Here is a 13,798-nt window from a genome sequence, read left to right as displayed (position 1 = left end):
GTGCGCTGCTCCACGGCCCGACAGTAGGTGGCCACCGGAAGACGGGGAAGTGTACGTTTCCTCCATCCAGGACGCCCGAAGAGGATGAAACGCACATGCCCGCCCACGACACCGGCCCGGTGCTGCCGGCCGTCTCCCTCCGGGAGCTGGTCGGCCGGTCCGACCTGGGACTGCGGCAGGTCGGCGGACCGCGCCGGGACGTGGCGATCTCCCTGGTGCACACCAGCGAGATGGACGACCCGCTGCCGTACCTGCTCGGCGGCGAGCTGATCCTCTCCGCCGGCGTCCGCTTCCCCGGCCCGGACGGGTCCGACGCCGCCCCGCACGGCGGCCTGCGCGGCGCGGGCGACGCCTCCGACGGCGCGTCCCCGCACTGGGACCGCTACGTCGCGCGGGCCGTGGAGGGCGGTGCGGCGGCGCTCGGTTTCGGGCTGGCACCCGTGCACGACGAGACGCCGCGGTCACTGGTGGAGGCCTGCGACCGGTACGGGCTGCCGCTGCTGGAGGTCCCGCGCGGGACCCGGTTCGCCTCTGTGGAGAGGGCCGTGTGGCAGGCCCTGACCGAGGCCCGGCACCGCGAGCTGCGCCGCGTCGCCGAGGCGCAGGCGAGCCTGGCGACGGCCGCCGCCCGGCCGGACCCGGTGCCCGCCGTGCTGCGGCAGACGGCACGGCGGCTGGACGCGTGGGCGGTGCTGCTGGACGCCGACGGCGCCGAACTGCACGCGGCGGGCCGCCGTCCGCCCGCCGCGGCGCGCGAGGCGCTGGTCTCCCTGGCCGCGGCCCTCGGACCGCGCCGTACCGGGCCCGAGACCGGAGCGGGGGCCGGAACCGGGGCCGGAGCGGCTGCCGGGGCGGACGCGGGGGTGGCGCCGCTGTCCGCGTCGGGCACGGCCGCCGGGCTGCAACTGGCCGTCTACGCCCTGCCCGGCCCGGCGTCCGGACGGGCGCGCCCCGCGCTGGGCGTGGTGTCGCGCCGGCGAGAACCGGCCGACGGCACGATCGCCGGGGTCGCCGCCGTGCTGCTGTCCCTGCTCACCGGCCCCCGGCACCGGGCCGCCGGCCTGCCCGCCCGGTCGGCGCTGGTGCGTCTGCTGCTGGGCGGCCCTCCCGAGGACGCCGCCGTGCTGCTCCACCCGGGCCGCTGGCAGGTGGTGCGGGCACGCCGCCGCGGCCCGCACCGTCCGTACGACACCGGTGGCGGAACCGCCACCGGCACCGGGACCGGGACCGGGACCAGGACCAGGAGCGGGACCGGGACGGCAGCCGCACCGCCCGGCACCCCCACCCCCGGCCCGCCGGCCGCCGACGCCCTCGCCGCCGACGCCCTGGGGGACGCCCTGGGCACCGCCCTGGTCGACCGGACCCGCGACGGCGGCGTGCGCGCCCTGCTGCCCGAGGAGGGGACCGGGGCGGCCGTCACCGAGCTGCCGGGATGGACGATCGGCGTGAGCGCGCCCGCCGGGCCCGCGGACCTGGCCGCGGCCAACCTCCAGGCGGAACGGGCGCTGCGGCGCGCCGTGGCCGACCGGCGCCCCCTCGTACGGCACCGGCCGCAGGACGCGGGCCTGACCGCGCTGCTCCCCGCGGAGGAGTCCGCCGCGGCGGCGGCCGGACTGCTGGCCCCGCTGTCCGGCGCCCCCGCCCTGCTGGAGACCCTGCGCACCTGGCTGTCCCTGCACGGCAGCTGGGACCGGACCGCGGTCGCCCTGGGGGTCCACCGCAACACCGTCCGCAAGCGGATCGCCAGGACCGGCGAACTGCTGGACGCGGACCTCGGCGACGCCGACGTCCGCACCGAACTGTGGCTCGCCCTGCGCTGCCTCCCGGCGCAGCCGCCCCCGCATCCGCGCTGACCCCGCCCGGGACCGGCGGGACCCGCCAGGGCCCCGGACGCAACCTGTCCGGGGCCGGCGAACCCCGCGTCCCGGCCCCGGCGAGCCCCCTCCCCGCCCCGGTGGAACAGCGGTGCGGAACCACCCGTTCACCGTCCGCGGTGCGTCGTGACGCCACTCCCCGGCCCGGAAGGCGTGACAATGGCCTCATGCCGATAGCTGCCGTACCCAGTCGCCAGGAACTCGTCGACCACCTCGAGCGCACCCGCATCGCCGGGAACGTGGCCACGCCGCGCGACAACAACCTCGACCACTACGCCAAACTCGCCGACGGCGACCGCTACTACTGGCTCGGCCTCGAACTCGGCGACCGGTGGACGGACGCGGACGCGGTGCTGGAGCTGATGGTGGAGCGGTGCGGTGTCGTCGCCGACCCGGAGCACGTCGCCGGCCACGACACGATCAGCGCCGAACTGACCGTGGACGCGCTGGACCGGGCGGCCGTCGCCCTGCGCAAGGCCGCCGAGTCCGGCAGCCGCGTGCTGCTGGCCACCGGGCACCCCGCCGGCCTCCTGCCGGTGCACCAGGCCACCGCCCTGGCCCTTCAGGCGGCCGGCTGCGAGGTCATCGGGGTCCCCGCCGGCCTGTACGCCGACAACGGCGACATCCGGCAGGTCGGCGGCGTGGCGATGGTCCACCGCGGGGGCAACCTGATGCACACCCACTCCCCCGACCCGATGCGCGAGATCCTCGACGCCCGCGCCCGCGCCGGCCTGCAGCCGCCGGACCTGGTCTTCGCCGACCACGGCTGGGCCGGGTACGCGGGCCAGCAGGGCATCGACACCGTCGGCTTCGCGGACTGCAACGACCCGGCGCTGTTCGTCGGCGAGGCGGAGGGCCGCCTGCTGGCCACCGTCCCGCTGGACGACAACGTGCCCCCGCTCCACTACGCCCCCATGACCGCGTACCTGCTGGCGGCCGCGGGCCTGTCCGACTGACCGCGGGCCTGCCCGGCCGACCGCGGCCTGCCCGGCCGGCCACGGGCCGACCGGAGCCGCGGGGGCGCCGCAGCGCCGGGGCCGGGGCCGGGGCACATGGAACCCCGGAAACCGGGAAGCACGGACTCCAAGGGCCGGGACGCTCGGCCTGCACGGCCCGCACGGCCTGCGGGACCGCGCACGGCACGGCGGCCGCCGACCGGGGCCCGGCCGGTGCGCACGGGCCCCGTCCCGCTCACGGGGCCGGAACCAGGACCAGGGCCGTGGCAGGGGCGGCAGGAAAGGAGCTGGGCCGGTGACCGGACCCTCCGGCACGGAGCGGATGCTCGGCGGCCTTCTCAGGGACAGCCACCTGATGGCGTTCGAGGATCTGCCGGGCAAGGTGGCCGAGCACGCCCGGGCCGTGGGTGTCCGGCAGGTGCGGATCTACCTGGCCGACCTCCAGGAGAGCGTGCTGCGCCTCCTGACCGGACACGGGGAGGACGCGGGGGAGGCCGGCCCCGGCGGTCCCGCGAAGGAGCTGGGCATCGAGGGCAGCCTGGCCGGCCGGGCCTTCCAGCACGGGCGGACCGTCACCGCCCCGGGAGGCGCCGAGGGCTCGTGCCAGTGGTGGGTCCCGGTGGTCGACGGTGCCGAGCGCCTGGGCGTACTGCAGGCAACCGGTCCCGACGACGAGTCCACCAGGGGGAACCTCCACCACCTGGCGTCGCTGGTGGCCCTGATCGTGGTCAGCAAGGCCGGGCTCAGCGACTCCTACGCCCGCCTGACGCGGACCCGTTCGATGAACGTGGCCGCGGAGATGCAGTGGAACCTGATGCCGCCGCTGACGTTCGCCGGCGAACGGGTGGTGGTCAGCGCCGCGATGGAGCCGGCGTACGAGATCGGCGGCGACGCCTTCGACTACGCCCTGTCCGGCGACACCGTGCACCTGGCGGTCTTCGACGCCATGGGCCACGACGCCACGGCGGGCCTGACCGCCAACCTCGCGATGGCCGCCTGCCGCAACAACCGCCGCCAGGGCAAGGACCTGGTGGAGACGGGGGAGGCGATCGAACGCGTCCTGACCGGGCAGTTCGGCACGTCCGGCTACGCGACCGCCGTCCTGGCGCACCTGGACACCCGCACCGGCCTGTTCAGCTGGGTCAACAGGGGCCACCACCCGCCGGTGGTCATCCGCGGCGGCCGGTGGGCCGGCACCCTGAGCTGCCCTCCCGCACACCCCCTGGGCACCAACCTGGGCCTGAAGTCCGTCCTGTGCCGCGAGCAGCTCGAGCCCGGCGACCGGGTGCTGCTGTACACCGACGGTTTCACCGAGGCCCGCAGCCCCGACGGCCAGGAGTTCGGCCTGGACCGGCTGGTGGACTTCCTCGTCCGCCACGACGCCGCCGGCCTGCCCGTCCCCGAGACGCTGCGCCGCCTGACGCGCAGCGTCATGGAGTACCACCAGGGGCACCTGAACGACGACGGCACCGTCCTGCTCCTGGAGTGGCACGGCCCCGGCCCGGCCGCGGCCGGCCGCAGCGAGGCCCTCGCCGGCCTGCCGGGCCGCTGACCGGGGCCCGTCCCGCGGCCGCCGGGGCCCGCAGGACGGCCCGTCCGCCGTCCGCCGCCGGGCCGTCCGGTCCCGGGGTCAGGAGCGCGGGATGCGGACCACGCCCTCCTGCACTACGGAGACGACCAGGCGGCCGTCGCGGGTGTAGATGCTGCCGCGGGCCAGGCCGCGTCCGCCGGAGGTGGACGGGCTGTCCTGGTGGTAGAGCAGCCACTCGTCGGCCCGGAAGGGCCGGTGGAACCACATGGCGTGGTCCAGGCTGGCGCCCACCACGTCCCCGGTGGCCCAGCCGCCGAGCCCGTGCGGCAGCAGCACCGAGTCCAGCAGGGTCATGTCGGACAGGTAGGTCGTCGCGCAGACGTGCAGCAGCGGGTCGTCGGGGAGTTTCCCGACGGTGCGGAACCACACCTGCTGGCGCGCCGGGCCGGGCCCGCCGGTGGCCGCGGCCACGAACGGCGGGTCGGTGGCGTACCGCAGGTCCCAGGCGGCGCGGAAGCCCAGCAGCCGCCGCGGGATCTCGGGGTCGGGCAGCAGGTGGCCGTGGCGTCCGAAGAACTCCTGCGGGGTGGGCAGGGTCTCCGGGTCGGGCGCGTCGGGCATGTCTGCCTGGTGCTCCAGGCCCTCCTCCGGGTCCTGGAAGGACGCGGAGAAGTGGAAGATGGGCCTGCCGTGCTGGATCGCGACGACCCGGCGGGTGCTGAAGGAGCGGCCGTCGCGGATCCGGTCGACCTGGTAGACGATCGGCGAGCCGGGGTCGCCGGTGCGCAGGAAGTAGGCGTGCAGCGAGTGCACGGCCCTCTCCTGCGGCACCGTGCGTCCGGCGGCCACCATCGCCTGTCCGGCGACCTGTCCGCCGAAGACCCGCGGCAGCAGCGCGGACTGGCTGCGGCCGCGGAAGATGTCGCGGTCGATCTGCTCCAGGTCGAGCAGGTCGACCAGCGACTGCAGTGCGTCGTCGTCGTTCACGGGCGGCGCCTGCTCACAGGAGTTCGAGGATCGTGGCGTTGGCCATGCCGCCGCCCTCGCACATGGACTGCAGGCCGTAGCGGATGCCGCGCTCGCGCATGCGGTGCACGAGGGTGGTCATCAGCCGGGTGCCGGAGGCGCCGAGCGGGTGGCCCAGGGCCATGGCGCCGCCGTCGGGGTTGACCAGGGCCGGGTCCGCCCCGGTCTCCTCCAGCCAGGCCTCGGTGACGGAGGCGAAGGCCTCGTTGATCTCGAAGGTGCCGATGTCGGACAGGGACAGGCCGGCCTTCTTGAGGACCTTGGCGGTGGCGGGGATCGGGCCCTTGAGCATGCTGACGGGGTCGACGCCGGCCAGGGCGACGGTGTGCACCCGGGCCAGGGGCCGCCAGCCGTGGCGGGCGGCGGTCTCGCTGGTGGTCACCAGCACGGCGGAGGAGCCGTCGGAGATCTGGGAGGCGTTGCCGGCCGAGACCACGCCGTCGGCCTTGAACGGGGTCTTCAGCCCGCCGAGGACCTCCAGGGTGCCGCCGCGGCGCACGCCCTCGTCGGTGGCGAACTCCCGCTCGGTCCCGTCCTCGCCGGTGACGGTCACGGGCGCGGTCTGGGAGGCGAAGCGGCCCTCGTCGATCGCGGCGGCGGCCCGCTCGTGGGAGCGCAGGGCGGCCTCGTCGAGGCGGGTGCGGGAGAGCCTGTACTCGGCGGCGATCATCTCGGCGCCGATGCCCTGGTTGAAGTCCTCGATGCCGTAGCGGTTCAGGACGGTCTCGCCGTAGGGCCTGCCGTAGGCGCCGCCGGCGAGGGGGGAGCCCATGGGCACGCGGGTCATCGACTCGACGCCGCCGGCCACCGCGATGTCGTAGTGGCCGGAGACCACGCCGGCCGCGGCGAAGTGCACGGCCTGCTGGGAGGACCCGCACTGCCGGTCGACGGTGGTGGCGGGCACGGTCTCGGGCCATCCGGCGCCCAGGACGCCGTACCGGCCGATGTTGACGGCCTGCTCGCCGACCTGGGAGACGCAGCCCCAGATCACGTCGTCGACCAGCTCCGGGTCCAGGCCGGTGCGCTCGGCGAGCGCGGTGAGGACGTGGGCGGACAGGTCCGCCGGGTGGATGCCGGCGAGCGCGCCGCCGCGACGGCCCACCGGGGTCCGCACGGCATCGACGATCACTGCGTCACGCATGGCTGTGGTTCCCTAACTCCCTGGCTTCCCGGACTCCCGGCCCCGGTCGTCCGGCCTTGCGGCCCTGCGGCCCCGCGGTCGCGGGGCCCTGCGGTCGTGGGGCCCGACGGCCCCCGACCCGGGGCTACTGATCAGTAGCCCCGGGTCGAATGTCTCACAGCCCCAGCGACTTGGCGATGATGGTCTTCATCACCTCGCTGGTGCCGCCGTAGATGCGGGTCACCCGGTTGTCGGTGTAGAGGCGGGCGATCGGGTACTCCAGCATGTACCCGTACCCGCCGTGCAGCTGCAGGCACTTGTCGATGACGCGGTTCGCGGTCTCGGTGCAGAACAGCTTGTCCGCGGCGGCGTCGGCGGCGGTGTACTCGCCCGCGTCGTGGGCCTCCAGCGCCTGGTCGACGACGGCCTGCATGGCGCGGACGTCGGCGGCGCAGTCGGCGAGCACGAACTTGGTGTTCTGGAAGGAGGCGACCTCCTTGCCGAAGACCGTGCGCTCCTTGGTGTAGGCGAGGGCGAACTGCACGGCCGCCGAAGCCTGCGCGTAGGCGCCGAAGGAGATCGACAGGCGCTCCTGCGGCAGGTTGTGGGCCAGGTAGTAGAAGCCCTTGCCCTCCTCGCCCAGCAGGTCCTCGGCCGGCACCTTCACGTCGACGAAGGACAGCTCGGCGGTGTCGGAGGTGCGCAGGCCGATCTTCTCCAGCTTGCGGCCGACGGAGAAGCCCTCGGCGTGCGCGTCGACGGCGAGGATGGACAGGCCGGCGCGGCGGTTCTCCGGGGTGGCGGGCGAGGTGCGGGCGACCACCAGCACCATGTCGGCCAGCGCACCGCCGGTGATGAAGGTCTTGGCGCCGTTGAGGACGTAGTGGGTGCCGTCCGCGGAGAGCTTGGCGGTGGTGGCGATGCCGGCCAGGTCGGAGCCGGTGCCGGGCTCGGTCATGGCGATGGCGGTCATCATCTCGCCGGTGACGAACTTCGGCAGCCAGCGCTGCTTCTGCTCCTCGGTGGCGTAGGCCAGCAGGTAGGGCTGGACGAGACCGGTGTGCACGCCGCTGCTGCCGAAGCTGACGCCGGCCCGGGCGGTCTCCTCCATGATCACGGCGGAGAACTTGAAGCTGGTCTCGCCGGCGCCGCCGTACTCCTCGGGGATCTCGATGCCGAAGACGCCCAGCTCACCGAGGCGGTTGTAGAACTCGCGGGGCGGGTGGCCGGCCTTCTCCCACTCGGGGTAGGCGGGCACGACCTCCTTCTCGATGAAGTCCCGGATCGTGGACCGGAACGCCTCGTGGTCCTCGTTGAAAACGGTACGGCGCACCTGTCTGCCCCTCTGCACAGTAGACCTGTTCGAACGCTTGTTAAGTTACGGACCAGTTGCCCTCGCTGTCCAGAGGCCCGGAGGGCCCTCTCTCGTGAAGAACGCCACGCCATCCCGAACAGTTGTTAACCGACCCGTTAGCCTGGGGGACGTGAGCGACAGGACAGAGAGGGCGACGACCCCGGCCGCGGCCCCGGCGACGAACCGGGCGACGAACCCGGTGACGGCCCCGGCTGCGGCGCCCGCCCCCGCGACGGCGCGCACCGCCGGGCAGCAGGTGATCATCGACGCGGCGCGCCGGGAGTTCGGGGAGCGCGGCTACGACGCCGTCCCGGTGCGCGACATCGCGGCGCGGGCCGGCGTCAGCCTGTCGGCGCTCTACCACTACTACCCGGGCAAGCAGGCGCTGCTCGAGGGCATCGTCGAGGCCGGCCTGCGCTCGTACGACACCGCGTGCGCCGCCGCCCTCGGCGCAGCCGGCGACGACCCGGCCCGGCGGCTGGCCGCCCTGGTCGCGGCGACCGTGCGCTACCGGGCGCAGCAGCAGGTGGACAGCAGCATCGTCTTCTCCGAGACCCGCAGCGTCTCCGAGGAGTTCCGGGCGCGCCACTCCCGGCAGCTGCGGGAGGCGACGGGCCGCTTCCAGCGGGCGATCGCCGACGGCATCGAGGCCGGGATCTTCAACCCCCGCTGGCCCGACGACGCCAGGCGCGCGGTGATCGCCATGTGCAACGCGGTGGCCGAGTGGTACCGCCCCGGCGGCGAGCTGACCGTGGACGACCTGGTCACCCGCTACGTCAACCTGGCCTTCACCCTCGTCGAGTACCGCCCGACCGCCCCGCCCTTCTCCTTCTGACCCCCTCCCCCTCCACGGGCCCCGCCCCGGGTTCTCGCTCGTCCGCCGGCTCCTGCCGCGGGCCGGTCCGGCTCCGCACGGCTCCGCAGTATTGTCGCGTACATGACGTAACTGGTTTCCTGGAGGCCCCCGGTGCGGGCGGCCCCGGAGCACGGCACGGGAACACCCGCACCCTTCCGCACGCGTCGCGCAACGGGAGGAACCCCATGACCGCAGCAATCGGCAGGCGCTTCGAACCCTCACGGAGACCGAGGTGGGCGGCGGCCCTGTGCGCCGCGGTCGCCGCGGCCCTCGCACTCACCGCACAACCCGCCACCGCGGCCCCGCCGGACGCGGGCACCCGGGGCACGGCCGCACGGGACGCGGCCGCACGCAACGCGGACGCGGCCCAGGGCCCGGTGGGCCGGGCCTTCTCCCGGGCCGCGGCCGAGTTCGACGTGCCGCGCGACCTCCTCGTCGCCGTCGGCTACGGCGAGACCCACCTCGACGACCACGACGGCGAACCCAGCCACGCGGGCGGCTACGGCGTCATGCACCTGGTGAGCGTCCCCGGCAACCGGGTCCTGGAGCGGGCCGCGCGGGCCACCGGCGAGACGGTCTCCGAGCTGAAGCACGACACCGCCGCCAACATCCGCGGCGGCGCCGCCGTCCTGCGCGCCCACGCCGACGCCGCCGGCCTCGACGCCTCCGACCGGGACCGGCCCGGCGCCTGGTACCCGGCCGTCGTCCGCTACGGCGGCGCCACCGAGGACCGCACGGCCCGCCTGTACGCCGACACCGTCTACGAGATCATGGCCGAGGGCGTCCTCGCCCGCCTCGACGGCGACGAACTGCTGCACACCCGCGCCCGGAAGACCGAGCCGGAGCGCGGCCGGTACGAGGACGTCCCCGAGGGCTTCGGCGGGGAGGCCGCAGGCGAGGGGGAGGTCGGCGCGCAGAGCACCGACTACCCGGCCGCCCTGTGGAACCCCGCCTACTCCGGGAACTACACCGTCGGCCGGACCTCGGCGATCAACAAGGTCGTCGTCCACGTCACCCAGGGCTCGTACGCCGGCGCGATCAGCTGGTTCCAGAACCCCTCGGCGCAGGTCAGCGCCCACTACGTGATCCGCTCCTCCGACGGCCAGATCACCCAGAGCGTGCGCAACAAGGACACCGCCTGGCACGCCCGGTCCGCCAACTCCTCCTCGCTCGGCATCGAGCACGAGGGGTACGTCACCAACCCGTCCTGGTTCACCGACGCGATGTACCGCGCCTCGGCCGCCCTCACCCGCCACCTGTGCGACCAGTACGGCATCCCCAAGGACCGCCTGCACATCCTCGGCCACAACGAACTGCCGGACAACGACCACACCGACCCCGGGCAGTACTGGGACTGGGCGTACTACATGCAGCTGGTCCGCGGCGACGGCAACGTCTCGGACAAGACCTTCACCACCTGGGGCTCCGGGGTGAACGTCCGCTCCGCCCCCACCACCACCTCGACCGCCGTCGCCTCCCTGGCCGGCCCCACCACCGTCCGGGTGCGCTGCCAGGTCCGCGGCCAGCTGGTCACCTACCAGGGCTACACCAACGACGCCTGGGCCTACCTGCCCGACTACGGCGGCTACATCTCCAACATCTTCGTCAACACCCCCGAATCCTGGCTCCCCGGCGTCCCCACCTGCTGACCGGCGCCGGGCCGGACCTCACCGGAAAGAGTTGTGGTGCCGAAACGCAACGACACGCCGTCAAGAACGGCGGAAAGTCGAAGCTTCGGCACCACAGCTCCGTCCGCACCCCCGTCAGCGGCCGGCGGCGCCGCGGGTCACGGGCCGTCGAGCGGCCGGCTCATGAACAACGCGGTCTCGCCCTCGGACGGGGTCCCCCGGTAGAAGGTGGTGTCCAGGCCGCAGAGGGCGAACCCCATCCGGCGGTACGCGCGGACGGCCGGGACGTTCAGGCTCGACGTCTCCAGCCAGGCCGTCCGCGCCCCCAGGCCGCGCCCGTACGCGCAGGCCCGCCGCATCAGGGCGGCGCCGATCCCGCGTCCCCGGTGGGCGGGAGCCACGGTGATCTCGTGGACGACGAGGCGGCTGTGCCACTCCTCCACCCCGGCGACGACGAAGCCGCACACCTCGCCCCCGTCGACGGCCACCTCGGCGTACCGGCCGGGGAACGCGCCGCCGTCCCCGTCGCCCTCCCCGCCCTCCTCCTCGTCGTCGTCGTCGGGGAAGACCTTGACGAGCGGCGGGTCCACGGGCACCTCCCGGAGCGCGAACCCGCCGTCCCCGGCGACGACTTCGTAGACGGTGCCGGTGGTGAAGGAGCCGTCGATCCCGCGGACCGCCTCCAGGTCCCGCTCCTCCGCCCGCCGGTACACGACACGCCCTTCGGCAACCACGCGCACTCCCCGCTCCCGTCCGTCGTCCTCCCGGCCCGTCGGCCGGGTCCGGGGGCCATCCTCGTGCGGGCACGGCAGGGGAGGGTCCGTTTCCCGACGGCCGCGGCAAAGCCCCGCGGCGGCGTGAGGAACGGGCAGGTCAGCCCGGTGGAGGGGCCGGGGCAGCACCGCCTCCGCCACCGCCACCGTCCCCGCTCCCGTCCCCGTCGTCCCCGTCACCGGCGTCCCCGTCGGCCGCGGCCAGGGCGCCGAGGGCGAGGCGGTGCAGGAGGTCGGCGGTGGCGTCGCGGCCGGGCAGGCCGCCGCGCGTGCCCAGGTGGGGGGTGGAGTTGAGGAGGCCGAAGACGGCGTGGACGGCGACGCGGGCCTCGGTCTCGCCGAGCCCTGGGCGCAGTTCGCGCACCACCTGCACCCACAGTTCGACGTAGGCGCGCTGGAGGCGGCGGACCTGCTTGCGGTCGTCCTCGCGGAGCCGGTCGAGCTCGCGGTCGTGGAGGGTGATCAGGGGGCGGTCGTCGAGGGCGAAGTCGATGTGGCCGCGGACGAGGGCGTCCAGGGCCTGCTCGGGGCCGTCGGCCTCCTCGATGCGCATGCGGCCGCCGGCCAGGAGGCGTTCGCTGATGCCGACGAGGAGTTCGGCGAGCATCGCGTCCTTGCCGGCGAAGTGCCGGTACAGACCGGGGCCGCTGATGCCGACGGCGGCGCCTATCTCGTCGACGCCGACGCCGTGGAAACCGCGGTCGGCGAAGAGGCGGGCGGCCTCGCGCAGGATCTGCTCGCGGCGGCCGGTGCGCGCACCGTTCCCCGGCGCCCCGGCCCCCGCCCCGGCCGCCGCTCCGGCGCCGGTGGTTCGTGCGCCGGTGCCGGTGCCGGCGGCGGCCCGTGTGCCGGTCCTGGTGTGCATGGCCCCGCTCCTGGTCTGGACAGAAGGCCATTGTAGACAAGCCGGTTAGCGGTCGTTAACGTGTTCCGGGACACGTTAACGGTCACTAACACCGCCCGGTCCGGCACCACCGCGGCCGGCGGGCGGGCGAGCAGGAGCAAGGGAGCTTGGCACGCATGGGGACCCAGGCAGCGACCGCACCGCCGCCGGTGCTCGGCACCGGTGTGGATCCGGCGTCCGAGACGTACCGCGCCAACACCGAGGCGCACACCGCACTCGTCGCCGAGCTGCGCGCGAAACTGGCCGCGGCCCGCCTCGGCGGCGGCGAACGGGCCCGCGCCCGCCACACCGCCCGGGGCAAGCTGCTGCCCCGCGACCGGGTCGACGCCCTCCTCGACCCCGGGTCGCCCTTCCTGGAGATCGCCCCGCTGGCCGCCGACGGCCTGTACGGCGGCGCGGCACCGGCCGCCGGGGTGATCGCCGGCATCGGGCGGGTGGCCGGCCGCGAGGTGGTGATCGTCGCCAACGACGCCACCGTCAAGGGCGGCACCTACTACCCGATGACGGTCAAGAAGCACCTGCGCGCCCAGGAGGTGGCGCTGAACAACCGCCTCCCCTGCGTGTACCTGGTGGACTCCGGCGGCGCCTTCCTGCCCATGCAGGACGAGGTCTTCCCCGACCGGGAGCACTTCGGCCGGATCTTCTACAACCAGGCCACCATGTCGGCCGCGGGCATCCCGCAGATCGCCGCCGTCATGGGCTCGTGCACCGCGGGCGGCGCGTACGTGCCGGCGATGAGCGACGAGGCCGTGATCGTCCGCAACCAGGGCACGATCTTCCTCGGCGGCCCGCCGCTGGTGAAGGCCGCCACCGGCGAGGTCGTCACCGCCGAGGAGCTGGGCGGCGGCGAGGTGCACTCCAAGGTCTCCGGCGTCACCGACCACCTCGCCGAGAACGACGAGCACGCGCTGCGCACCGTGCGCACCATCGTCTCCACCCTGGCCCCGCGCGCCCCGATGCCGTGGGAGGTGGCGCCCGTGGAGGAGCCGGCCGTGGACCCGGCAGGGCTGTACGGCGCCGTGCCCGTCGACTCCCGCACCCCCTACGACGTGCGCGAGGTCATCGCCCGGGTCGTCGACGGCAGCCGCTTCCAGGAGTTCAAGGCCGAGTACGGCACCACGCTGGTCACCGGCTTCGCCCGGATCCACGGCCACCCGGTGGGCATCGTCGCCAACAACGGCATCCTGTTCGCCGAGTCCGCCCTCAAGGGCGCGCACTTCGTCGAACTGTGCGACCAGCGCGGCATCCCGCTGCTGTTCCTGCAGAACATCTCCGGCTTCATGGTGGGCCGCAGCTACGAGGCCGGGGGCATCGCCAAGCACGGCGCCAAGATGGTCACCGCCGTGGCGTGCACCCGCGTGCCGAAGCTGACCGTGGTGGTCGGCGGCTCCTACGGGGCGGGCAACTACTCGATGTGCGGCCGGGCGTACTCGCCGCGCTTCATGTGGATGTGGCCCAACGCCAAGATCTCCGTCATGGGCGGCGAGCAGGCCGCGTCCGTGCTGGCCACCGTCAAGCGCGACCAGATGGAGGGCGCCGGGCAGGAGTGGTCCGCCGAGGAGGAGGACGCCTTCCGCGCCCCGATCCGCGACCAGTACGAGACCCAGGGCAGCGCCTACTACGCGACCGCCCGCCTGTGGGACGACGGCGTGATCGACCCGGCCGAGACCCGCACCGTCCTCGGCCTGGCGCTGACCGCCTGCGCCAACGCACCGCTGCCGCAGCGCGAACCGGGCCAGCCCGGCTACGGCGTCTTCCGGATGTAGGGGGAAACAC

The 13,798-nt window shown here is 74.6% G+C and carries 11 protein-coding genes; 6 read left to right on the top strand and 5 right to left on the bottom strand.

The features are described 5' to 3' along the window. Positions 1-95 precede the first annotated feature (95 nt). The 3 genes from GQS52_RS17900 to GQS52_RS17890 all read left to right on the top strand — a co-directional run bounded on the left by GQS52_RS17900 (position 96) and on the right by GQS52_RS17890 (position 4,382). Entirely contained in the window at positions 96-1,853 is a 1,758-nt protein-coding gene (locus GQS52_RS17900) for a PucR family transcriptional regulator (protein ID WP_182314381.1), read from the top strand. Between the two features lie 188 nt (positions 1,854-2,041). Continuing rightward, positions 2,042-2,830: a phosphatase gene (locus GQS52_RS17895; protein WP_182314380.1), complete on the top strand. Its 789-nt coding sequence runs from the start codon at positions 2,042-2,044 to the stop codon at positions 2,828-2,830. A gap of 295 nt (positions 2,831-3,125) precedes the next feature. Beyond that, complete coding sequence (locus GQS52_RS17890) at positions 3,126-4,382, top strand: PP2C family protein-serine/threonine phosphatase (RefSeq protein WP_346268250.1); 1,257 nt, start codon at positions 3,126-3,128, stop codon at positions 4,380-4,382. 78 nt (positions 4,383-4,460) lie between these two features. On the opposite strand, the gene tesB is transcribed toward GQS52_RS17890, so the two are convergent. The 3 genes from tesB to GQS52_RS17875 all read right to left on the bottom strand — a co-directional run bounded on the left by tesB (position 4,461) and on the right by GQS52_RS17875 (position 7,840). Further along, positions 4,461-5,348: an acyl-CoA thioesterase II gene (gene tesB / locus GQS52_RS17885; RefSeq protein ID WP_182314379.1), complete on the bottom strand. Its 888-nt coding sequence runs from the start codon at positions 5,346-5,348 to the stop codon at positions 4,461-4,463. Positions 5,349-5,361: 13 nt separating this feature from the next. Further along, positions 5,362-6,528: a thiolase family protein gene (locus tag GQS52_RS17880; RefSeq protein ID WP_182314378.1), complete on the bottom strand. Its 1,167-nt coding sequence runs from the start codon at positions 6,526-6,528 to the stop codon at positions 5,362-5,364. 154 nt (positions 6,529-6,682) lie between these two features. Beyond that, complete coding sequence (locus GQS52_RS17875; RefSeq protein ID WP_182314377.1) at positions 6,683-7,840, bottom strand: acyl-CoA dehydrogenase family protein; 1,158 nt, start codon at positions 7,838-7,840, stop codon at positions 6,683-6,685. 151 nt (positions 7,841-7,991) lie between these two features. Between GQS52_RS17875 and GQS52_RS17870 the strand changes: the two genes are divergently transcribed. Together GQS52_RS17870 and GQS52_RS17865 are read left to right on the top strand one after the other, a co-directional pair. After that, the gene (locus GQS52_RS17870; protein WP_182314376.1) at positions 7,992-8,696 is read left to right on the top strand and encodes a TetR/AcrR family transcriptional regulator; all 705 of its coding nucleotides are present in this window, start codon (positions 7,992-7,994) and stop codon (positions 8,694-8,696) included. 206 nt (positions 8,697-8,902) lie between these two features. Then, positions 8,903-10,366 (top strand): N-acetylmuramoyl-L-alanine amidase, encoded by a 1,464-nt coding sequence (locus GQS52_RS17865; protein WP_182314375.1) that lies wholly within the window; start codon positions 8,903-8,905, stop codon positions 10,364-10,366. A 137-nt stretch (positions 10,367-10,503) separates the two neighbouring features. Here the strand turns inward: GQS52_RS17865 and GQS52_RS17860 are convergent, their stop codons facing one another. Further along, entirely contained in the window at positions 10,504-11,079 is a 576-nt protein-coding gene (locus GQS52_RS17860; protein ID WP_182314374.1) for a GNAT family N-acetyltransferase, read from the bottom strand. A gap of 139 nt (positions 11,080-11,218) precedes the next feature. Continuing rightward, a complete protein-coding gene (locus GQS52_RS17855) occupies positions 11,219-11,983 on the bottom strand; it encodes a TetR/AcrR family transcriptional regulator (RefSeq protein ID WP_182314373.1) in 765 nt (254 codons plus the stop codon). Between the two features lie 155 nt (positions 11,984-12,138). On the opposite strand from GQS52_RS17855, the gene GQS52_RS17850 reads away from it, so the two are divergent. Then, positions 12,139-13,788, top strand: a complete 1,650-nt coding sequence (locus GQS52_RS17850; RefSeq protein WP_182314372.1) for a carboxyl transferase domain-containing protein — start codon at positions 12,139-12,141, stop codon at positions 13,786-13,788. Positions 13,789-13,798 lie beyond the last annotated feature (10 nt).

Origin of the sequence: Streptomyces sp. SCUT-3 (assembly GCF_014083985.1) — a bacterium.
GTDB lineage: Bacteria > Actinomycetota > Actinomycetes > Streptomycetales > Streptomycetaceae > Streptomyces_H > Streptomyces_H thermolineatus.
Note: the sequence above shows the minus strand (reverse complement) of the source record. Positions and strands in the feature narration are given on the sequence as shown.